Source organism: Paenibacillus sp. FSL H7-0942 (genome assembly GCF_045040715.1).
GTDB classification, from domain to species: domain Bacteria; phylum Bacillota; class Bacilli; order Paenibacillales; family Paenibacillaceae; genus Paenibacillus; species Paenibacillus amylolyticus.
Genome location: NZ_CP150279.1, coordinates 3,801,207 through 3,823,438, shown reverse-complemented (window position 1 = coordinate 3,823,438; position 22,232 = coordinate 3,801,207). Strand labels below are relative to the sequence as shown.

19 protein-coding genes are annotated in these 22,232 nt (G+C 38.3%); 5 read left to right on the top strand and 14 right to left on the bottom strand.

Annotation, left to right across the window (positions count from 1 at the left end):
* Nucleotides 1-33: 33 nt before the first annotated feature.
* A complete protein-coding gene (locus tag MHI48_RS16990; RefSeq protein WP_036673697.1) occupies nt 34-507 on the bottom strand; it encodes a YbaK/EbsC family protein in 474 nt (157 codons plus the stop codon).
* 54 nt (nt 508-561) lie between these two features.
* On the bottom strand, nt 562-1,119 hold the full coding sequence (locus MHI48_RS16985) for a helix-turn-helix domain-containing protein (RefSeq protein WP_036673696.1): 558 nt from the start codon (nt 1,117-1,119) through the stop codon (nt 562-564).
* Nucleotides 1,120-1,550: 431 nt separating this feature from the next.
* Between MHI48_RS16985 and MHI48_RS16980 the strand changes: the two genes are divergently transcribed.
* From MHI48_RS16980 to MHI48_RS16960, 5 genes are all read left to right on the top strand, one after another.
* Nucleotides 1,551-3,350: an ABC transporter ATP-binding protein gene (locus MHI48_RS16980; RefSeq protein ID WP_076328624.1), complete on the top strand. Its 1,800-nt coding sequence runs from the start codon at nt 1,551-1,553 to the stop codon at nt 3,348-3,350.
* Nucleotides 3,347-5,092, top strand: coding sequence for an ABC transporter ATP-binding protein (locus tag MHI48_RS16975; RefSeq protein ID WP_405141204.1), 1,746 nt, complete (start codon nt 3,347-3,349; stop codon nt 5,090-5,092). Before MHI48_RS16980 ends, MHI48_RS16975 begins: the two co-directional genes overlap by 4 nt.
* An 86-nt stretch (nt 5,093-5,178) precedes the next feature.
* Nucleotides 5,179-6,141 carry an ABC transporter substrate-binding protein gene (locus MHI48_RS16970; protein ID WP_245838230.1) on the top strand — a complete coding sequence of 321 codons (963 nt, stop codon included), beginning with the start codon at nt 5,179-5,181 and terminating at the stop codon, nt 6,139-6,141.
* Between the two features lie 403 nt (nt 6,142-6,544).
* Nucleotides 6,545-6,754 carry a hypothetical protein gene (locus MHI48_RS16965; RefSeq protein ID WP_143781447.1) on the top strand — a complete coding sequence of 70 codons (210 nt, stop codon included), beginning with the start codon at nt 6,545-6,547 and terminating at the stop codon, nt 6,752-6,754.
* 314 nt (nt 6,755-7,068) lie between these two features.
* Nucleotides 7,069-7,467, top strand: a complete 399-nt coding sequence (locus MHI48_RS16960) for an RDD family protein (protein WP_083677446.1) — start codon at nt 7,069-7,071, stop codon at nt 7,465-7,467.
* A 151-nt stretch (nt 7,468-7,618) separates the two neighbouring features.
* Here the strand turns inward: MHI48_RS16960 and MHI48_RS16955 are convergent, their stop codons facing one another.
* The 12 genes from MHI48_RS16955 to MHI48_RS16900 form a co-directional block, all read right to left on the bottom strand.
* The gene (locus MHI48_RS16955) at nt 7,619-8,770 is read right to left on the bottom strand and encodes a hypothetical protein (protein WP_076328627.1); all 1,152 of its coding nucleotides are present in this window, start codon (nt 8,768-8,770) and stop codon (nt 7,619-7,621) included.
* Nucleotides 8,771-9,050: 280 nt separating this feature from the next.
* Nucleotides 9,051-9,284: an S-layer homology domain-containing protein gene (locus MHI48_RS16950; protein WP_076328628.1), complete on the bottom strand. Its 234-nt coding sequence runs from the start codon at nt 9,282-9,284 to the stop codon at nt 9,051-9,053.
* A 3-nt stretch (nt 9,285-9,287) separates the two neighbouring features.
* Nucleotides 9,288-9,599, bottom strand: a complete 312-nt coding sequence (locus tag MHI48_RS16945; RefSeq protein ID WP_076328629.1) for an S-layer homology domain-containing protein — start codon at nt 9,597-9,599, stop codon at nt 9,288-9,290.
* Between the two features lie 12 nt (nt 9,600-9,611).
* Complete coding sequence (locus MHI48_RS16940; protein ID WP_179086522.1) at nt 9,612-9,749, bottom strand: hypothetical protein; 138 nt, start codon at nt 9,747-9,749, stop codon at nt 9,612-9,614.
* A 44-nt stretch (nt 9,750-9,793) separates the two neighbouring features.
* The gene (locus MHI48_RS16935) at nt 9,794-9,931 is read right to left on the bottom strand and encodes a hypothetical protein (protein WP_179086523.1); all 138 of its coding nucleotides are present in this window, start codon (nt 9,929-9,931) and stop codon (nt 9,794-9,796) included.
* 875 nt (nt 9,932-10,806) lie between these two features.
* The gene (locus tag MHI48_RS16930) at nt 10,807-11,721 is read right to left on the bottom strand and encodes a hypothetical protein (protein WP_076328630.1); all 915 of its coding nucleotides are present in this window, start codon (nt 11,719-11,721) and stop codon (nt 10,807-10,809) included.
* Between the two features lie 347 nt (nt 11,722-12,068).
* Entirely contained in the window at nt 12,069-12,302 is a 234-nt protein-coding gene (locus MHI48_RS16925) for a hypothetical protein (RefSeq protein ID WP_076328631.1), read from the bottom strand.
* A gap of 735 nt (nt 12,303-13,037) precedes the next feature.
* On the bottom strand, nt 13,038-16,556 hold the full coding sequence (locus tag MHI48_RS16920) for a hypothetical protein (protein ID WP_076328633.1): 3,519 nt from the start codon (nt 16,554-16,556) through the stop codon (nt 13,038-13,040).
* Between the two features lie 196 nt (nt 16,557-16,752).
* On the bottom strand, nt 16,753-17,322 hold the full coding sequence (locus MHI48_RS16915; RefSeq protein ID WP_076328634.1) for a hypothetical protein: 570 nt from the start codon (nt 17,320-17,322) through the stop codon (nt 16,753-16,755).
* Between the two features lie 89 nt (nt 17,323-17,411).
* Complete coding sequence (locus MHI48_RS16910; protein WP_076328635.1) at nt 17,412-18,074, bottom strand: hypothetical protein; 663 nt, start codon at nt 18,072-18,074, stop codon at nt 17,412-17,414.
* A gap of 658 nt (nt 18,075-18,732) precedes the next feature.
* Complete coding sequence (locus tag MHI48_RS16905) at nt 18,733-20,055, bottom strand: HEPN domain-containing protein (RefSeq protein WP_076328636.1); 1,323 nt, start codon at nt 20,053-20,055, stop codon at nt 18,733-18,735.
* Between the two features lie 1,458 nt (nt 20,056-21,513).
* The gene (locus MHI48_RS16900; RefSeq protein ID WP_076328638.1) at nt 21,514-22,128 is read right to left on the bottom strand and encodes a hypothetical protein; all 615 of its coding nucleotides are present in this window, start codon (nt 22,126-22,128) and stop codon (nt 21,514-21,516) included.
* Nucleotides 22,129-22,232: the final 104 nt, after the last annotated feature.

Below are 22,232 nucleotides of genomic sequence, written 5' to 3'. Positions count from 1 at the left end.
TGTTGGCGCTACCCCATATAGAACTACTATAAATCAATCATTCCATCCTTTACATACATCAATCCACTCTGAATAACTAGAGTATTTTTCTAATTGTTCTATTGTAAGTTCAATAGCACTATTGCTACTCCCGCAAGCTGGATAGATTGTCTCAAAACGTTTTAGAGATATGTCTAGATAAACAGAAACATCATTTTTAATAGCAAATGGACAAACACCTCCAATGGCATGACCAACCATATCAATGGCTTCATCAGGAGAAAGCATTTTTGCTTTTGTTTTGAAATACTCTTTGAATTTTTTGTTATCCACTTTTGCATCCCCGGCAGCAACTACTAAAACAGCTTGTCCATTCACCATAAAAGAAAGTGTTTTTGCGATTCTCTCTGGCTCACAACCTAATGCAGTTGCAGCCAAATCCACGGTTGCACTAGATACTTCAAATTCGATAATTTCAGAATCCATACCATATTGTTTAAAAAAATCTTTTACTTTTTCAATTGCCATAATCATCACACCTCATTTTTAAATATTTTCTAGAAGATTATAGATGAAACTTGCCTATGTTCTTGGGTAAAAAATCATGTTGTAAATGACACATGGTTCTTGATAGGGATTATTATAGGAATGAAAAACATTAGCACGAAAGCGGAGTGCTTGATTTTCTTTTAGAACAATTTTTTTTGTGTTGACTACCAGCTCTAACATACCTTGTACCACAAAAACATATTCTTCCACACCATCAAGGTGCCTTTCAGATGGATGGTGACATCCAGGATCAAATTCGATATAAAATATTTCAACGTTACGGGTAGGGTCAAAAGGAAAAACAGGAAATGCTCTCATTTTTCCATCATTTTCAATGATAGCGTCTTTGGACCGTGTATCAACCACATTGCACTCATCTTCTAGCTCTTCCAATAATAAAGATAAAGGAACTTTTAAGCCCACTGCGATTTTCCAAAGAGTTGTAATCGTTGGTGAAGACTGTCCTCTTTCAATCTGTCCAAGCATAGGCTTACTTACATCAGTAAGTTTAGAAACATCTTCAAGTGTAAGATTTCTCGTTGCTCGTATTTCTTTTAACCGTTCTCCAATAGTTAATACTGGCGATTGCATTGCATCACTCCTTTTGTATGTTATAGCATTATAAAATTTAATATAACATACTTATAGTTGAGTTCAATAGGCGGCAGTTAAATGATGTAAGTAACTACTTCACATATTTATCCATACGAAATGGAAAATATTACGGGAGTTACAGATCAAAGAAGTCATATTTATCTATACAATCAAAAACGAAAACTTTCTCCAACAACAATTTTCTTTGCTTGGCGAGAATGTAAATACTTCACCAGTCATTCTCAAGTTACGCGACGAGGTCATATGTCCAATAGGGCTTATAAGATGCTGTGAGACAACAATAATCCGTGATGAGGTATTATTGCTCCGTGAAGAGGTAGTGATCATTCAGGGCTCTATGAGATATTAATGTGCGTATATAGCACTGAGCTATATTGAGAATGATTATTAATATCAGGAGGGGTGAGATGAACAACACATCTGAAGTGTCGGGACTAATGCAAGTAACGAAGGAGCGCAAAGGTCTGCTGATTACAGCAAGTATCTTCTCGACCCTGTCGAGTCTGTTGCAGATTGTTCCTTTTGTCGGAGTGTATAAGATCGTCGAGGAACTGCTAACGCATGCGGGGCAACCCTCTGCCATGGACAAAGATCTGTTGATCTATTGGGGGATCGTCGCATTCGTAGCCCTCATTGCAGGGCTTGTTGCGCTCTATATCGGGGGGATGTGCTCACACATTGCTGCGTTCAACATTTTGTACCAGCTCAGAGTGAGACTTGCGGAACATGTTGCCAAAGTACCCATGGGGTATCACACCCAGACGGCAACCGGTGAGCTGAAGAAGATCATCGAAGTCAGTGTGGAGAAAATTGAGAAGTTTATCGCTCATCAGTTGCCGGATCTGGTAAGTGCGATCGTTATTCCACTGATGCTCTTGGGATATCTGTTCTGGCTCGATTATCGCATGGCGCTGACGCTTTTGGTTCCGATTGGAATCGGGTTCTGGCTCCAAAGTCGCCTTTTCCGCAGCGAAAAAGGCCGTCAGGCTTATCGTGATTTTCAACTTGCCATCGAAGAGATGAATGCGACGGGTGTTGAATACGTGAGAGGTATGCCGGCGGTGAAAGTATTTGGCATTACAGCTGATTCGTTTCTAACGTTTAAACAGGCGGTGACGCGGTACCGGGATATTTCGTTGAAAATAACTGATTTGTGTAAAACATCCTACGGGCTGTTTTTTGTAATCATGATCTCGTTATTTACCTTCATCGTTCCGGTGGGTATTCTGCTGTCGAGTGGAAATGAAGGCAATCAGTCGTTTGCGATCACGTTTATTCTGTTTCTAATCATTACCCCGAGTCTATCTGCTCCGTTATTGAAGTTAATGTATCTGGGTAGTGGGATGCGAGAGATTGTGGAAGGACAGAAACGGATAGAATCGGTGTTTGCCGAGCCGGTTGTACAAGAACCTGAGTTGCCCAAAGTTCCGGATACATATGAGGTTGCCTTTCGGCAGGTATCTTTTGCTTATGAACGTAAGGAGAGCGAAGCATATAAACCTGTACTTGATCGGGTTGATTTTGTAGCCAACGCAGGAGAGATGACCGCACTTGTCGGACCTTCTGGTGGGGGGAAGTCAACCATTGCGAATCTATTGCTTCGTTTCTGGGATGTGCAGGAAGGTGAGATTACGATTGGTGGAATTCCGATTCAGGAGATGGGTACGGAGAAACTGATGGATACCGTGTCCTTTGTATTTCAGGATGTACATCTGTTCTACGATACAATTGAAGAAAATATTCGGATGGGCAATACATCAGCTTCACGACAGGACGTTATAGCTGCGGCTCAAACTGCTTGCTGTCATGAATTCATTGAGAAACTGGATGCCGGATATGACACCAAAATCGGAGAAGGCGGTACGTATCTATCTGGCGGTGAAGCACAGCGAATTGCAATTGCACGAGCACTGCTTAAAAATGCTCCCATTCTGGTCTTGGATGAAGCGACGGCCTACGCGGATGCAGAGAATGAGCACAAGATACAGCAAGGTCTGGCCCAATTGGTTCAAGGCAAAACGGTACTGATTATTGCTCATCGTCTAACAACGATTCGTGCAGCAGAGCAAATTCTTGTGATCCGGCAAGGGACAATTGCTGAGCGTGGGACACATGATCAATTGCGTGCATTAGGCGGAGTATATGAGCACATGTGGCAGGCCCATATCAGTGCGGCTTCCTGGAAGCTTGGAGGTGCAGGACGATGAAGAATTATTTATACAATATATCTGGGGGTAACCCGCGTAGTCTGCTACCTTCGGTAATTGCAGCGATTCTGGACGGGATTGCAAAGATTGTTCCTGCCGCGCTGCTTGTGGATATATTCAATACGATCTATAAGTCTTTCGCTGAACCAGACAAAGGACTGGATATCAACCGAATGTGGGTTGTATGCTGCATCCTGTTTTCCTGGCTTCTGGTGGAGTATGTGGCTTATGCTTCGCTCTATGACAAGACCTATCGGGCAGCATACAGCCTCGCGGCCTCAGGAAGGTTAAAGCTGGCCGAACATATTCGCCATCTGTCGCTAGGATTCTTCGGAAAACGTGATCCTGGGGATCTGACGAACCTGATCCTGAGTGATTATGGTCAGGTCGAGCATACGATTTCTCACAATCTGTCGCAGCTGATCAGCGCGATTGTGCTTCCGGTACTTGCTTTTGGCGGACTTCAGTTGGTGGATTGGAGAATGGCCGTAGCCATGTTTGTTGCGGTTCCCTTAGGTGTGGCTCTGTTATGGCTTACGGATTCGATTCAGGCACGACTGAGTGAGAACCATGTTCGAGCCAAAAACGAAGCCGCCAGTCGGCTACAGGAGTATCTGAGCGGTATTCGTGAGATTAAGGCCCACAATATGGGGGGCAAACGTTTTGAACGGCTACGTCGTTCTTTTGACGAATTGAAATCAGCTTCCATTCGGTTAGAAGGTATTATGGGACCGATGATCATGGGCGCGATGTTGCTTGCACGATCAGGGATGACATGGATGATTCTAGTGGGCAGTTATTTGCTTGCTGGTGAGTTGTCCCTACCGGTATTTCTGTTATTTTTGCTGGTAGGTACAAAGGTATTCGAACCGTTAACGGTTGTACTGATGAGTTATGGGGAGATGCGGTACTCTGCATATAGTGCAAGACGCATTATGGATGTGCAGCAGGAGGCCCCGATGGCAGGAACGGGAGATGTACAGCCCAATCAGGCGATTTCATTCGACCAGGTGACCTTTGGATATGATGACCGGCAGCCGGTCTTGAAAGACTTGTCCTTTACGATTGAGCCGCATACCATTACTGCCTTGGTTGGCCCATCCGGTAGTGGTAAGAGTACAGTCACACGTCTCATTGCCCGCTTCTGGGATGTACAGCAAGGCACCATTCGCATTGGTGGCAGACCCGTTGATCAGATGGACCCCGAGAAGCTGTTGCAGGATATCTCTGTGGTCTTCCAGGACGTGTATCTGTTTCAGGATACGATTGGCAACAACATTCGTGTAGGAAAGAAAGACGCTTCGCAATTCGAGATTGAGGAAGCAGCACGCAGAGCTTGTTGTCATGAGTTTATCTCCAGTCTGCCTCAAGGGTACGATACGCTCATTGGCGAGGGTGGATCGACGTTATCTGGTGGGGAGAAGCAACGTGTCTCCATTGCACGTGCTTTGTTGAAAAATGCATCGATCGTTTTGCTTGACGAAGCCACCGCTTCACTTGATCCGGAGAACGAAGCCGCAGTGCAGCAAGCGATTAATGAGCTAGTCGCGGACAAGACGGTTATTTTGATTGCACACCGACTAAAGACCATTCAGAATGCCGATCAGATCCTTGTATTGGACCAAGGTCAGCTCGTAGAGCAAGGAACTCATGCGCATTTGTTAGATCACTCAGGCATCTACGCTCGGTTGTGGCAATTACAACAGGATGCAGAAGGCTGGCAGGTAAAAGTAAACGTATAATAATGAGTTCGATGAGATAGATAAAGTAACTGAAGCAAATAAGCCTAATGTGGCTAATGAACTGACATAAAAGGAGAATGACAACGATGTTTAAACGAATTCCTGTATGGATTGCACTATGCTGTATGCTCACCTTGGCGGCCTGTGGAACGACCCAGACCACCAGTGAAGTGGCCAGCTCCCCAGAGGGGACTGCACAAGCAACGACCAAATTGATTACCAACCCAAATGGAGAAGAGATTACGATCCCTTTGAATCCAGAGCGCATTGTTGATCTATCCGGCTCTACAGAAGAGTTACTGATTATTGGGAAAACACCTGTGGCCACGATGAGTGCGGATTACGGTAACCCGGAGGAAATCACACCAACCATTAAGGATCAACTGAGTGCAGATACTGTTAATCTGGGCTGGTATGGTTCACCGTTCAGCATTGAAGCTATAGCGGGTGCTAATCCGGACCTGATTATTCTGGGGAAGGATTTCAACACGGATCAATATGAAACTTTATCCAAAATTGCACCTACAATTGCATTACCTTATTCCTATTATGATTGGAGAGAACGTCTGACATTCTTGGCAGATACGTTTGGAGAAGAAAGCAAGAAAGATGAATATCTGGCCAAGTATGATGCGAAATCTGCAGAGTGGAAACAAAAGCTGGGGGCGACTGTACATGGTGAATCCTTTGCCGTAATTGAGACATATCCAAACAACCTGGTCATCTATTCCAATAAAGGGGCAGCTGAGATGTTATACGGTGAATGGGGCCAGAAGCGCACAGAGGGTATCCCTGATCCAGAGGGCTGGGGCGGTAAACAGATCGCACTGGAGGCTCTGGCTACCGTTAATCCGGATCGTCTGTTATTGATGGAGAATAGTGAGAACAAGATGGTCGATAGTAAGGTGTGGAATAACATGAACGCAGTGAAGAATGAAAAGATCTATAAAATCTCTAATGTCGATAATTATAATTATTCGTACACAGCGATGGGGAGAATGGAGCTTATGGACCGTTTGGGTACGATGATTCTGGAAGGTCAGAAGTAGTCGTTGGATTAGAGCAATTGAAACGATAGATTAAATTTAACATTTAACAGAACCTAATAAAGCCTATGTTAATTGTGGAATTGTGTATTTTGTTCGAAATCATGTAACTTGAGCGGTTCTGGCTGCGTTTAGACATTGGGGTGATCTGATGTTGGTGAACGTGGTTCAACGGTACATGGTATTAGGACTTATATTTATAGGTATAAGCTTGACTGCATATCTCGTTCTTGAAAGGGTTGAAGGGTACCATATTACAACGACAGAGTATTACGGCTTACGCAATGCAGGGGGAGTAATATATATTCTTTCGCTTATCCTGGGATTCGGTCACTATTTAGTCGCTTTTTATGTTGTTATTATTAGCCCGATCTCATGGCTGCTGCGGAAATATGTATGCTTTCCTATGGTGAGAACTTTCATCTATATGATTGGGTTTGGATGGGGCGGGCTGTGGGTTTTTGATCTCATGTACAGTCCATATTTCGTGAATGGATACCATCTGAACCGAATGACATCGATATGGATATTTGCCATCGCGGGGTTAGTTTATGCCATTGTGGAGAATAAGATTTGGCGAAGAGAGCAGATGCAGAACGAACAGAAGGCTACTTAACAAATATTGAGTAGCCTTCTTGGTTTACATAATTATTATGGTGTTTTCATTGGGGGCTCAGAGGCCAAATACAATATTTAGAAAGGATTATGTAAGAGTAAATAGTGAACATGTACAGCAGTAAGTTAATTCGATAGTTTGTTATAAAATTCACAAAGGATGCAATTAAAATGAAATAGGAGTTTTAGCGTAAAAAGGTAAAATTTTCTGTTATACTATTTGGGTTGTGTACATAAAGTTAGATATTTTAATGAAGGGAGTTCATGAAGTAAATTAGCCGTTTAGTTTAAAATTGTAGTTTGGAGGAAAGCATTTTGTATAAAGCAGGTTTTTGGATTAGATTAGGAGCAGGTGTATTGGATAGTCTTATTATTTCAATTCCGTTAGTAATTATTGCAGGTGTGCTGACGGGCAACTTTGATACGGATGAGCCGATTGCCAAACTGCTTAGTGCGTTATACTCAATTTTATTACCAGTTTACTGGTATGGTCGAACCATAGGCAAACGTATATGTGGAATTCGAATCCGCCAATACGATACACACGAACCGCCAAAAATTGGTACGATGCTGATGCGAGTTGTTGTAGCTGGACTTGTGTACGTATTAACTTTGGGTATCGGAGTTATTGTGAGTGCTTTTATGGTCGGTATGCGTGAGGATCGACGTGCGATTCATGACTTCGTAGCAGGAACAGAAGTAGTTTGGGATTAATTCGAAGATTATAAAGAATTGCTGTACAGGGGTAAAAATCACTGTGCAGCTTTTAAATCATTAGTACTGTTTCACAAAACTCGTATTTTGTACATATGTACTAGCTAAACAACTAATCCTAATGCTGTTATTATTTTTTTTTTTGTGAAAATTATCTCAATCCGTAAATCTCTCGATACATTCTTTCTTTCATCAACTTCATTCTTTCTTCTCTAGCTTCACGTACAGGCAAATACTTCATCCTCATTTTTTCAGTTAAAAGTTGTTCTTCAGAACATCCCTGTTGCAACTCAAGCCTTAAATCATCAAAAATTGTGAGATCATATTTTATATTCATGAATGAATTCATATCAGGAAATAAATCCCTAAATTGTAGGTCGTCAGAGAAAATTTGTTTTTTCTCATTTGACAACTTTTTGTAGATTGATGGTTTTAACCACCAATAATCTGAATATACTAAGACTTTTTCTACAAAATCCAGAAATGTTAAATTATCACCATTCATCAATTTCGCGATATCTTCTGTTTTTTGCTTCTTCATAATGATAAAATGAGTACACTCCTGATATGGAATTACCGTTACATAAATTTCTATAGGATCATCTTCCCCTTTAACAATCCACCCAATTTTTGTACTTATAGCAACTGGAATTTGAAATTCAAGTCTTTTGTATGCTACATAAATAGGCACTTCTGAACCCGTAAACTCGGTAAGTGTATAGGCATCATCCTCATCACTCATAGTTTCAATAAATTCCATTATTTCTGCCTGAATTTTTTGCAATGTACTTAATCTGTATTTGATTTTTTCTTCAGCTTTATCCAATTGAGCTATAATATTATTTTTGAAATTCGAAGAAATCTTTGCTAAAAAATTATTTTCTAGTCTATTTACCAATTGAGGGCGAATGACGTTAATTAATTCCTCATGGAACAAATCATAGCTTATAGATCGATAACATTGACGGAATATATCTTTTTCCGAAATTATCGAATGATGATCTAATCGATTAAAAATTAAACCATCATGGTAGGAGCAAAAACCTTTAAATGTCGATGCATCATGTATTCCTATACTATCAGTATAAAAATCTTTATCTGGGTACTGACGCAAAGATTTAGGTGAAAATAAATGATATTCCTCTGCAATTTGGCCAAGAGACACTTTCTCTGATATTGTATGAGAATTTATTGTATAGGTATCACATTCCGGATACATACAACTGGATCTTGTATTCTTCTTATAATTATTCACATTTTTTTCGATTTGATTGTCGAACAGAATATCTTCTCTTTTCTCCATGATTTAAAGAACCCCTTTTTAAAAAAAATTGTAAATATTTCATGCTAGAAAAAAAGCAGATCGTTTATAAGCTACTTCATAAACAGATTTACCATGAATCTGAATTCGAAAAAACACGCTCACAGCATCCTTAGTCTAATCTAAACTGTGATAAGTGTTAATGGAACAAGTCCGCACATCTTGTGAAGCATAGTCTTAAGAAAACAGAAAATCACAAAGCCATGCAGGGCTGTTAACACCTGTATGGCTTTGTGTACAATAGTCATAAATCCTTGTTATCTTAGATCAGGTCAGACTGTTGCAGTAATCTTTTAAGAATGGTGGCTGTCTCGGCTCTTGTGATCGACTGCAATGGTGCAATCGTATTAGAACCGCGACCAGTCACAATTCCAGTGTGGATACTGGCTGCGGCTGCTTCCTTCGCCCATTCGGCTACTTGTACTGCATCTGCGAAGCTGGACAATTGCTGCACTGCATTAGCAGGTACCTGGCTGTCCAGTCCTGTAACTTTCATGGCTCATGCGATCAGAGTCATCGCTTCCTGACGGGTAATCTGCTCTTGAGGACGGAATGTGCCGTCCTCATAGCCACTGATCAGACCATAGTCAGAAGCGGTCTTCACGACATCTGCATACCAGTCTGTCTCGTTCAAATCGTGGAAGCTATTGCTCCCTTCACCTGGCTTCAGACCAAGAGCGCGTACGACGATGGCTGCAAATTCGGCGCGTGTAATGCTGCGATCTGGTTCGAACGTGCTGTCCGTTACGCCCCTCACGATCATACGTGAGCCCATATCGTTCACTGCTGTATTACTCCAGTGGTTTGCCACATCCGTGAAAACTTAAGGGTAGTACACAATACCATATGCACTATTGGTCAAGCTGTTAATCTGCGCATAGTACACGCCGTTCTTTGTTGTAATCTTCGTTGGTACATGACGAGCGTTGCCATCTTTATTAATGGCGACGCCTGTTGTCATTTGGTCAGGAGCAATGTTAGTTGGAAGAGCAAGGTACGCTCTACTTAGCTACTAAATTCATTTACGGGTGTAGTGTTACCTTTATAGCTAGCGATTACGTTGAATTCCACAGGTGTTCCGACTAGCGTGTATCCACCTTGCTGTGCAACGGACTTCGCTGCTTCAACCGTAGTCGGATCCACTTGAGCAATTTCTACTTGAAGTTGATGCTCTCAAGAGAGTCGTTACTATTCAATTTAAGCCTGCTCAGCCACGCTTTCAATCTGAATCTGACTTGCTGGTAGTGTGTACGTGGCAACTATTAGCCTTTAATCGGAGAAAATTTTAAGTATCGGTTGTTAGCTGTACAATATTCTTGAAGTGATAATTTCTCTTCTCATTTAGTTTATTTAATTTAATTCGGACCACCTAAGATAGAACACTATGATTATCAAATAAATTAAACAATTGCTGATTTTTCAGATCGTACTCTTTAGTTGACTTTTGCACCTGAACTTGTGCATGTGTTCATAGTATGATGATTGAACAAAATGAACGATTTTTTTCTATGCTCACTAATCTATTCTCCTCTGCCACAGCTGATTAGTGAGTGGCAAATGTGACTATCTGTATCTATTTCCCTTGTACTTCTTCTCATTTCATATGGTCTAATATGCCAGATGTATAATGATATTTCTGCAATTGAGTACTGGCTGGTAACCCCCCCCATTTTTGGACATAGCATCCAATCCAAGGTATTGGAGCGTACTAAATTATTCATTTTAACTTGTAGAATTCATAAGCAATTGTTGTTGCCTTTCACCTAGCATTAATTTATCAAGCTAAATGAGTCCTGAAATTAAGTGGTCCACACTTCTATACTAATTTATTGCTTAAATAGTAGCATCCATCAAATTTGCAATAACTTTATCTTTCAATATTGATCTACTAAGTTAAGAATTGAACTTAAAGTTTAGACAGATTGTCTTCTTACGAATGCATTACAGAGGAACTGTCGTACTTGGCTTGACAATCCGTCCAAAATAAAAGTTCAAATTGCATAGGAGAAATCTGGGAGTTAATAAAACTCTTTCTCTGCTTTCATTTTTGTTACTGTTTCATTAATTCCATTTTTTATATCAACCCATAATTTAATATTATCTAAACTTATATTAAAATTAGTCTGAGTTTTATGATATGGGAATTGATTAAGAGTTTGTAGATTTATTAGAGCTGGATTGAATCCAGCATATAAAACATCTATAAAAATGTCTTTGTATTTTGAACAGAATTCAACAATGTTGCGCTCGTCAGAATTTATTTCCAACATTTTAATGTTAGAATCATATTTACTATCTTGTAGAAATGAATATATAGTTATTGAAGCAGGATGAGTTAGCTCACAAAGATCTTTATAACAATTAGTTATTTTTCTCTGGAGAGACTTGTTTTTTAGCATTGCTTTAATACTGATATACTCTGAATCGTTTTTAGCTTCAAATTCTCCCCATTTCTTTGCTTCAGAAAAATGTAATAGAGCATTTTCAAGATCTTCCGAAACAAAAATTTGATCGGGTAATCTCTTTTGAACAGCCAATCTGATCATTTTGTAATTGTCCGCCAATGTTTTTGAAATGGTATGTAAGCTATGGTAGCTATCACCTGCCGCCACAAGTAACCCTCTAAGTGCTGCTGCGAATGCTAAGAAATTGTTGTTATCTACTGCTATACTAACTCCTTGAAGCCATTTGTAATTTCTAATTAAACTGATACTGGAACACATATGTACACGTTGTAAAAGTTCTGTCCAATAAACATAGTTTGTGAAATTCCCTTTGTTTTGTAAGAGTTCTATTGTAACAAGTTCTTTATAAAATGAATTGTCAAGATAAGAGTAAGATTTTTTGACTTGATTGAAAGACTTGAACATGGATTCCATACATTCCTCATATTTACTTACTTTACAATTGAATAACAAGTCTAAGTTCCCCATAGAATTCTCCCCAGTTCATTATTAAAAGTAGGACTACGTTATTAGAGTGAAGAGTAATTTAATCTCAGAACTTTAATAGAACTGCATCTATCTACTACCTGACCAAACAAGTAGATATTACATAACACATTTCGACACTAGGGATTGATTCCCTGCATTCAAGCTGCGATTTTTTTCCGGAATTTAGTCGGGAAAATGTCGAGTTTGTTTTGGGAACGTTCCTCGTTATAAACTGAATTCGTTATTTGATGGGACAATCTGAAAATTGGTATCTAATAACAAAGTAGCAGTATAGATCCCATTGAAGAGTTCTATACTGCCTATTACTAATCTTCTTTCTACTTAAATTACTGCTTTGGTTTGATATTGAATATTTTATTAAAGGTTTGAGCACTATTTGTAACGTACTCTTCCAACTTTACTAAAAGTGTAGCGGTGAATTTTGAGCCATCTTCTTCTTCAAGCCAGTCAAATCTCAAATCAAAGTGAGGGTGTTCATTAGCATAATCATAGAATGCCTTTACAGAAAGTTTATTTGCCCTTGGCAATTTAGCAAGGTATAGACGGGAACCCACTGGCAAAATTTTTATGTCACCTAAATTCTTAAACTGTTCTTTGAGATTTGGTGGAAGCTTCTAAAAATGCTCCTCAATCTTCTTTAGAACATGAATCTCGCTTTCTTCCTTACTTTTGTTGAAACTTACGCCTAACTGTGCATAATCCTCTCTATACTTTGAATCAATATCGTAATCCTCTGACATGAAATGTATCTGCATCGCTCGAGCGTACTCTTTACCAAATTTATCGATGTTGGAAAGATTGATATAGTCTTCAAGCATCGGTTTCAAGTAATATCTATTAATTGAGTACAGGTCAGGCTCGTTTTGCAGGAGCGCATTGACTATATGAGAAGAACTCTTTAATACTCCATCGTATAAAGATCGACTATATGCTAATTGTTTGCATTCCATTTTCTCAATAATATCTTTAATGTTTTTTTGAAATCATTTCCATTGTAACTACTAAATCGCTTATTAATTGCAATACCCGATTCGCCTCTGCACTCATAACTATCACTCTCCTCAACTAATCCCAACATTATTTGGATCAGGGTTCTACTTCATTTGGTAGCTGAATAGTAATTTGAAGATAGCAAATATTACTTAAAAAAACTCTTTATCAATTAATTAATGGTCATTTGTATTTATTCACTTCAAGGATTGGGAACCATCATTTTGCGTGCGTAGGCTCACTGGCATACAAAAATAATCCCCAACGCAATAAACACGATTAAAGGCGGTTAAATAAACTACTCATCAATCTCGAAAACCTCTTACTGACTCCGTAATGCTTCGCTCAGCCTCTTGATCATATGACTCAGCTATACTTCTAAGGACTACAGCAAACCGATGAAAACCATAATCTTCAATTTCCTCAGCCCGTTGCCTATAACCATTAGCTAATTCTCTTTCCGCTTCTCCAGTTGGGTCTACCCAATGTGCGCCACGAGAATTTAGCTCACTTATACGAAATCCTTGTCTTATGTGTTCAGCATCTTTTTCATTAAGAGCTTCTGCAACATTCTGGTCGATCCACAGCCCATTAGAATCCTGAGGAGAATATATAAGTACATTTCCTAGATGTAATAAGGCAACTTCAAGATGACCAGTTTCCGCACATGTTTCTTTAGTTTGCTTCAACCAAGCATTAAAATTTTCAATTGAAAACTTCCCATCACGATCTGTACCTGGTACAGTTTTCCACACTCCCAACAGTCGATATGCATTCTCAGCAAGTGCCTTTTGATTGTCAGAAGGCTCTTGGTCTACGGACTTCTCATTATTTGACCGATAAATTAAGCGAATTACTTCACAGAAGAAATCCGAATTTGATGCAAGTCGATTTTCCAGTACTCTTGGCTGAGCATTATTGTACTTATTCAAAAGTGGCAAATAGGACCATTCTATTTGGAATAGTTCTTCTTCATTCGTATCGGGATCATCTTGAAGCACCTTTATTAAATCTACAATATTATGAGTATCTGCAGAATAACCTTCATTTGATGAAACTGCTGAATTGAGAGCTTTAATGATATTAGTTTTTTCCAGTGGTTGTTGGTAGTAAAGCATCCCACTTAAAAATTCTACTGCAGAATTTGGTCTGCCATAATCAATTAATTTTTCTACAGCGATCCTGAAATCACCAGAATCTCTTTGATACAAGTTAGTATCTACCCTGCTCCAGTATTCCACTTCATGATCGATTAGTAATGCTTCTGCTCGTATCCAAGTCTCCTCCATAAAAGGGAGCAACGAAAAAAATTGGCCTATTTGAGCTGGGGTCCATTCAAATTTACTAATAGTATCAACCCATTTCGATCCACCGCTGCAGTAACGACCCCAAACAAATGAGGCTGCAAATTGTGATAGAGTTTTGTCATTAACAGTTAATAGATCTGGAAGAATGACAGAATCTGCTGATTCAACTCCAATCATTCCTAGGGAAAATCCCACATTAGATGGTGATTCTACTGTTTTAACAAATTGTAGTAATGCACTTATTCCACCAAACTCTAAGATTTCAGTTATTGCTTGTTGACGACGATTTTCAAGTTGCTGGTGTTGTACTTCCCAATCTCCTTTTTCTTCGAATTGATTAGTGTTACGTAATTTGAATAAGATACGATGGAGATTTAAAGGATTTATTGGAGCAAGTAATTTGGTGACCTCTTCAATTTTTGCAACCATATCAGGTTTAAGTGCCCATTCCGCATCTGAAAATCGTTTATGCTTTAATACGATTGTTGTCAACTCATTCCAAATATCTAATCGTTCATCTTCCTCTCTCTTTGTTATGTCTTGAGAAGATAGATGCTCAATCAATTGGTCAAGAGACTTCTGCGGTAAGTGATTAAGCTTGCGAACAAGTTTTACAAGCCTACCCAAATTATTTTTTGCTATATCGACAGACATCTCAGCATAATTTGAAACTTGTTTCCAATAGTCTTCTCTATTCACGACATCATTCCAGTCGTCAGGAATTATTTTACGCCAATTAGGTTTTCGAGAACCTGTAGAAGTCTGTTGCTGATTAGGAAGCAACTTTAGCAAAAGAGCCCACCCGACTTCTGGGACTTCTCTCGTTAGTGTCTTAATAGCAACTTTTCGTTTATCTATAGATGCTGTCGTTTGTGGAAACCATGGAAGAAAAATATTTGATAGAGAATTTAAAGGTCCATTTGCGGAATTTCCACTTAAGTCATTGTTAATAGCAAGTTCACCAAGGATTACTGAAATACGAACTAAAAGTTCTTTGTTCCAGGCAAGAGTTTCTAATGCTCTAAGTAATCCCGTAAGATAATTCCCTCGATTTATCCTCAAATCCTCCTGTGAAAATTTATCAAAGGGGCAGGGTGATTGTTGTAAAGCAGTTTCAACAGCGTTAATAAATTCTTCAGGTGCTGCCTCCGCAAATAAAGGTAGCAATTCATTCAAACTCCCCCATAAAACCCAATCAGCATTCTTAAAGGTTTCACGAACTGTCAAAATAGAAGTTATTTGGGGTTTGTTTAATGAACAGTTTATTAAATATTCAGGGTAGCTTCCAAGAAGTGAAAGAGTTTCAGCTATACCCCTTCGTAAATACGGTGAATACCTTGGGACGTTTCCATAAGGAGAATGAGCATATTTGGGATCACGCTCAGTAAGGACAGTTAGAGCGAATGTATAGAATCTCTCCAAATCATCATCAAGGATTAGTGGTCCTAAATCCCTCCATAATTTTTCTCTTCTCGAAACAGTCCATATGCCCTTGTTTAATGCTACTGGACTTTCTGATTCATGGATGATAGGCCTTAGTTGCTCCGAAATTGTTTTGGAATACTCCCCTCTAATGAGTTGACCAATCACTTCAATATCCGCGTCATTCTTTTCATTCCACGAGCCCAGAAAGTTCGCAATTATCAAGCCATCTGAAAATTCACTGTGGTTCCAATCTGGCTCTACAGTTAGTATTGGTTTAACCAAATCATCAGGAATTTTCCTTTCCACTGGTTCCTGAAAAGCCGAAAGAATATTTTTCGGAATAGTGTCCAAGGTTATGGATCCAGCATTTTCACTTTTATATGTTATGTCTTGCTCTATTAGAGCCAATAAATCTTCTGAACGGTTTTCAGAATACTGTCCGATTAGTGAATGTAACAGAGATAGAATTACACCTTTAATGTCCAAGTCGTAAATCAACAAGTGAAAGGACTTCATAAATTGCCACAGCTGTTCATCTGTCAGTTCAATATCTTGGTTAGCCTTGTTTAGGTGAAATTTAAATACATCTAATTTTTCTCTTTGCTGATTGCTGGTGAATTTCCCTAATGTTACTCTCTTTATAAAATCATCAGCATCTTTTGCAAATTCAGCTTGTCTAAGTAGCCCCCGTACATGAACGGTGTCCGTAGCATTAAGCGGTCCAGTGATAAGAGCTATTGCATCTGTATCCCGGTTAAAAACTTCTATATTGTTAAAATCATTCCATGCTGATTGAATGACTTCCCCAAAAACAATATCACCTTTGGTTATTTTTACGTAATGTTTAATTTGACCTAACAGTTTTGCTTGTCTATCGCTATAAGATTGTTTTACATAGATAATTAAATCATCCGTATCAAAGTTTTGATATTTCCCTTGAAGCTTTATTTCAGTAATTGGCCAAGTTGGTAGACAAGGCGAAAATCCTCCTGTTAACATCAATACAACAAAAGATGCCTGAACACGATTTTCAAAATGAACACCTCCACCACCGGTAGAGTATGCATTACTTAGTTCTTTCCCTAAATTCAAGTTCTCACCTCTATAAGTATCACGATTTATTGTTCTGGTTACAATCTGGGCTTTTTCCTAATCAACACTCATACTATTAAATATTTTACAAGGAATCATCGTCAGTGGCCCAGAACATATATGGTGTATTTTTAATTTTGGCTTTCCGTCTACGACGCCTCACTGCTGATGCGTACAAAAATCAACAACACTGTGTTTATAACAATTTTTTCATCGCTACTAATCTTTTAATGATTTCCATGTGTGAGGTTCTATATTTTTCTAAACCCTTTTTAGCTTGCTTAGCTAATCCGTGTAACTGATCATACTCCTCTCTAGCGATCACATGGTCTTCTAAATAGCGTACATTTGACTCTAACCATCTTATTGTTTTGCTCTTACCCATTATATCGAATGCAAATTTGTCAGCTTCTAACTCTGCATAGTACACTTCACCACGTGCCATAGCTTCAGCCCGTTCCTGACCAGTATAACCTTTCAAGTGATTCAACTTTATGTGACCCAATTCATGATAGAAAGTGCAAAGTAAATGGTTTTTATTTATTTTAATATCATTAAGCACAATAAATGATTTATCTATAAACTGATCACCATCTTCAATTGTTGCTCCTACAAAACTAAACCTGTACATTGCGAACGCATGTACGAATTCTTTTGCATACATAACAACGATATCCTCGTCGTACCAAAAATAACTATAAGGTCGACTATGCCCATCTTTAAATGTTACAGTCATCTCTTTGTCAAAATTAAAGACTGGTTCCATTTTCGACACCTCATCAATTGTGTGTAAAATCTGCTTTTTCTATAGTTGGAGTGCTGCTAAGTTGATTGGTATGCTTTTATTACATGAGGTTATGTTAATATACTTGGTTTGGAGATCTTAATAATTATGCCTTCATGATCGGCTTCAAAACTTACACCAAGTGCTTCCCATAGATCAACAATAACTTTTGCCAAAGGTAAAAAGTCCTTCATACCTTTCCAGTCAGGATAATTACTGTAGAGTTGCTCTAATTCCTCACTGAAACGAATAAGATATGGAGTGTAATACTCCATTTGCATATGCTCTAAGTATTCCTGCAATTTGAGTCCATGAACTCTTCCTAAAAGATTCCCTGTAATATTTATCAATAGATTCGATTGTTCTTGTATTTTGATAAATACCTTATATGAGTCTCCATCCATAACATATTCATGAAAAGTGTTACCCATTGTCTCTACTAAAGATAAGGCCAGTCTTCGTACATCATCTCTTAAACTGGCACTTTCAGTGAATGAGCTAATTGCCAGCCGGTCTGCAATAAATTCCATCCACATAAATTCACCTAACTTACATGCGATGGTCATACTATCATCTGTACGAGTGATCTCAAATGGCTCATATGAATGGAATCTCATGCTATTGTCGTGAACATGCCCTAATTCGTGATGAAGTGTATGAACCGCCAAATTTTTATATTTCTCATTCTCTTGGTTAAATAATGCCCAGAATAGAGGGGAATCTAAAAAAACCATATATTTCTGCTGAGTACTCTCATCATAACCTTGGCTATTGCTGAACCAAATGAGGTTTCAGTGAATCCCTGCTGAACGTTCTTTAAGCGTTGGAATGAAAGATATCCTTTTTAAACTCACTTGTGTATACAACTGAATCGAGATATTTTATATTTAATTCCGAAGTTAGATGAAGGACAAGGTTATATATAGATTTTGTTGCATCCTCTCTTTGCTGTTGATCCAGATCATTTATTCTCAAATCAATCTCAAACATTCTTCCACCACGTTTCCTAAAAGGTGTATCGTCAATATTAGTTCGTTCCACTACTTTGTGTATTCTGAAGTTGAGGCGATGACAGTAGAGTTGAAAAAAGTCATCATACGCATGACCGAGTAATGAAGGTTTTTTTGCTTAACAATGGAGCCCGTAGTGGAAGTTCACCTAATTGAAGGAAGTTGTTGTCCAGTAGACGAACGAGTAGTTTTAATGTTGGAATCGTGCGATACAGTTCTTTCATTGTTTTATTGTATTTTAGTAAAGATGTGGTAGCTATAGATAGCCCCCTCCTTATACGTAACATAACTCCTAATAAAAGGTATTGTGGCTTGCCAGGTACCCATAAGGAGCAAGATGGCACCTGCAGCAAACCACGCATGGCTACCGCTAATATTTATCTCATGACTTCCTTGGCTTAGGTTTAATTTGGTCCCAGAGATTTGGATTAATGCCACGGCTTCTTCGTAATTTCTTGCCTAGATATGAGTACCATTCATTTATATTTAGCGTATCGGCAGGTGATTTTCTCGATACTAGTTTTACATAGGAGGGATAGGTAATTAGTAATTTGGCAACCATGCGTTTAAACTGTATATACTTTGTGCTAGTTTTTCCAGGACCGAAATTATCATTAAAATCATGGAAAATCTCTGTTCCTCCGTGGACGTACTCCGATCTTAATGTGTACATTTCATTTGTTAGTAAAGCACAGTCAGCTGGATTTAAGTCAGTCAACTTAGTTAAGTTCGGCATTAAGAAGGATAAAGAATAACGTTTAGGCACTCTTTCCGCCAACAATACAGTTTCGCAAGCAATTACGAGGTTCATAATCGGAGAGCCTAATCTTTCAAAGAAATCTTTACGTTCTTCAGATTCAATCGCTTTCTTGAAAAACTTATACCCATTAAGGAACTTATAACTCAATTCGTTAGGGGTTGTTCTCCTCAAGAAGCATTGATAGAGAGAATCGAATAATTTAACATTCTTCTTATCCAGTAGCCAGTCCAAATTAATATTACAATGGGCATTGATCATAAATGGCACAGTCCCGAGTTGCCATTCCATTCTCCCAAATATCATCATGTGATCTGTCTTATTTTCCCTATATCGGTGTGAAAACGGAGGGATCTCGTCCTGACGGTTAAGACTCCAATAAATGGCTTGGAGAAAGGAGATGGAAAAAAAAGCTTGTCTCTGAATGTCGTTTCTAACATATTCGTTATGATCTCGAATACGTATTGCTAGGATGGGATGTTCGAAAAAACCAGGAGACTTTCGAATCAAATGTTCAATGTGCGATTGAAACTTCATAGTTGAGTATCTACAGAGTTTCCTAAGTGTTTCTGTCTTTTCATTAAAATCGCCAGATATAAATCTAAAGTCTTTATACCGAACGGAACAGGTTAGGTATGCATTCCTAAGAGGGATCAGAATCCAGTGGTCTATACGATTAACCCCTAAGTGTTGGGTCAACGCATGCAGTAACGCTTGTATATCTTGCGTACTATAACTAGACTTTTGCCTGATAGAAGGCTCCGACACATATCCACAGAGGAAGTTCTCAGTCAGCTCCAAAGAAATTCGATTTGCAAAGTCTGGATGAGTAAATAAAAAATCGATTAAGTTTTTTAGTGGAGTGTCCCCTCCATAACTCATTTCATTTGGAACTTTACGTTTGCTGTAGTGTAAAAAGCCGAGTATCATTTTATTTATCTTCGCCATGAGCTGCCCTCTACCATTCTATATTTTGTATAATTGTAACATTTCTTGTTTGGAAAACATATTGATGGATTGTGACTGGATTGGTGTTTAGCTTTATTTCTTGAGTAAGCGTGAAATTTTAATCTCCGTGTTAGAGTCAAGGAGCTTGATATACTTTCTACCGTGATTTGATGAGAACCCAACCTCTTCTACTTTGTCTATCCACTTGGTCCCTGACCGTATTACAGAGAAGATATCATACACCCTTTCTTCCGTATATAACGGAAGTTTGTCATCTTTAAACTCGCTTAAGCAGCTGTATTTGGCTTCGATTGTAATTTTAGCCGCGACACCATAAAGGTCGTATAAAGACTGTATGGATCTGATGTATAGCACGTGTAATTGGACTGTACCTTTTAATGGCTACCCGTAATCGTTTGTGCGAATACTTTATTTGATCAGTTTTTTTGAATATTTTTATGCTTATTCCTTTATTTACATCCTGTCCTCTAGCCTCAAAACAATGAAACGTTCCCTTCCCAAATTCATTTGGGATCTCTATGTTTACGTGCCCCAACCTTTCTTCTGATTACCTATTGATTGCTTAGGACTTCTCGTACTTCATCAATGGTATCAAGCAATCTACTTTGTAATGGAATTTGGGGGTTCGGCATGATCAACGACCATATGGATAAATCCTCTCATGATACATATTTTAGATAAACTTGTGTTAAATCTACGGGTGATCTTTCTCATAGAGGCTTTCTTTTAACGATGGGTATTTCTCGCGTCATTTGTAGCCGAAGTCTTTGTGAGTGAAAAGTAATTTTTTAGTGTTAGCGATAACGGCTTCAAAAACTCATTTTCTATACATATGTCTCGACTGTTTTTTGGAGGCATTTATGTTCATCACTTGATTACTCATGTTCAGCATCGTAACTTTTTGTGGTATATATGATATCATTGGTTGAATATCTTGCTTAGCAGTTTCATGTTGATTCGGGCAATTGTTAGTCAACAACGGTTCTCTGTTTTGCAAATGGTAATAGCTGCACTTATCAAAATTTTATTTGAAAGCGACATCTGGAAACGAGCGATCTCTCATTTCCTCAATTTCTTTCCAAGAAGGTAAATTAACTTCTTTACTCCTCTTTCCTGCTATTTCTAACCAGTTACAGAATTCTTACTGAACGCATGACCAGTTTTTCAACAATAGTAGTTATTCTTCAACTTTAAATTGGTTTCAATAGGTGAATGGATGTTTCTCCACATAAAAGGGTTGTTTAATGAATCTAAAGTTTATTCAAATTTGTGATCAAATTTGGAATATGTCAATACTCATATACTTAAAAGACCCCATGAACTTGGGATCTTCTATGCAAAATGATTAACTTGTTAGAGCATTCTATGCTAATTTGAAATTTCTTGATGTATATGAATAATAGATAAAGTTTATATGATTCATACTGCATCCAATAATCACTGAGAGTATAACCATTCATTCACCAACTCATTTGCAACATAAAGCAAACTATTGGCTAGTTCGGAGATATATACACCATGTTGTTCAGGATCATCTTCAAAAAAGCGATTAAGAGTATGTGCAGATATTGCACAAGCTATTGGAGAATAATTTTCATCGAGTTCATTAGTAGACCAGATTTTACTTCTATTTTCGTTAGGGAAGGATTCAAAGTAATCTGCAATAGCACTTAAGTCATTATGAAATGCACCTTCATTACGTGTTACTCTTAAAGCATTTTCCTTGAATTGTGTAGCTTTTTTAGAATTTAAAATATGAACACATTCTTTAAATCTTTCATTATTGCTATAACTTTTTGACTGTGTTACATCTTTTTTTATACAATTATAATTATGTAAGGATTCGAATAGGAAGCCAATATTCATCATCAGTGTAACAGATAACTCATGTGTCAGTGCTGGTGTCCGACCATTTCTCCCTTCAACTATCCTTCTTATGAATCCGTACTTTTCTAAGCCAATTATTATTGCTATTAGGTGTAATTCTTTAATTTCTCCCAACTTCTTTATAGTTTCATTTTTTCTTAAGAACTCTCGATCCAATTGAGTCATCTAGACACCTCCTATAATTATATCGGCAAAAGTTAAGAATTTATTACTTATTAAATGAGATGTTTTTTGAATCTAATTATAAGACCCTTCGTCTATTGAGGACC

Excerpts from the sequence above, each read along its gene's own strand:
- MHI48_RS16990 (WP_036673697.1), bottom strand. The coding sequence starts at position 507 with ATGGCAATTGAAAAAGTAAAAGATTTTTTTAAACAATATGGTATGGAT.
- MHI48_RS16985 (WP_036673696.1), bottom strand. The coding sequence starts at position 1,119 with ATGCAATCGCCAGTATTAACTATTGGAGAACGGTTAAAAGAAATACGA.
- MHI48_RS16980 (WP_076328624.1), top strand. The coding sequence starts at position 1,551 with ATGAACAACACATCTGAAGTGTCGGGACTAATGCAAGTAACGAAGGAG.
- MHI48_RS16975 (WP_405141204.1), top strand. The coding sequence starts at position 3,347 with ATGAAGAATTATTTATACAATATATCTGGGGGTAACCCGCGTAGTCTG.
- MHI48_RS16970 (WP_245838230.1), top strand. The coding sequence starts at position 5,179 with ATGTTTAAACGAATTCCTGTATGGATTGCACTATGCTGTATGCTCACC.
- MHI48_RS16965 (WP_143781447.1), top strand. The coding sequence starts at position 6,545 with ATGGTGAGAACTTTCATCTATATGATTGGGTTTGGATGGGGCGGGCTG.
- MHI48_RS16955 (WP_076328627.1), bottom strand. The coding sequence starts at position 8,770 with ATGGAGAAAAGAGAAGATATTCTGTTCGACAATCAAATCGAAAAAAAT.
- MHI48_RS16950 (WP_076328628.1), bottom strand. The coding sequence starts at position 9,284 with ATGAAAGTTACAGGACTGGACAGCCAGGTACCTGCTAATGCAGTGCAG.
- MHI48_RS16940 (WP_179086522.1), bottom strand. The coding sequence starts at position 9,749 with ATGACAACAGGCGTCGCCATTAATAAAGATGGCAACGCTCGTCATGTA.
- MHI48_RS16930 (WP_076328630.1), bottom strand. The coding sequence starts at position 11,721 with ATGGGGAACTTAGACTTGTTATTCAATTGTAAAGTAAGTAAATATGAG.
- MHI48_RS16915 (WP_076328634.1), bottom strand. The coding sequence starts at position 17,322 with ATGGAACCAGTCTTTAATTTTGACAAAGAGATGACTGTAACATTTAAA.
- MHI48_RS16910 (WP_076328635.1), bottom strand. The coding sequence starts at position 18,074 with ATGGTTTTTTTAGATTCCCCTCTATTCTGGGCATTATTTAACCAAGAG.
- MHI48_RS16905 (WP_076328636.1), bottom strand. The coding sequence starts at position 20,055 with ATGGCGAAGATAAATAAAATGATACTCGGCTTTTTACACTACAGCAAA.
- MHI48_RS16900 (WP_076328638.1), bottom strand. The coding sequence starts at position 22,128 with ATGACTCAATTGGATCGAGAGTTCTTAAGAAAAAATGAAACTATAAAG.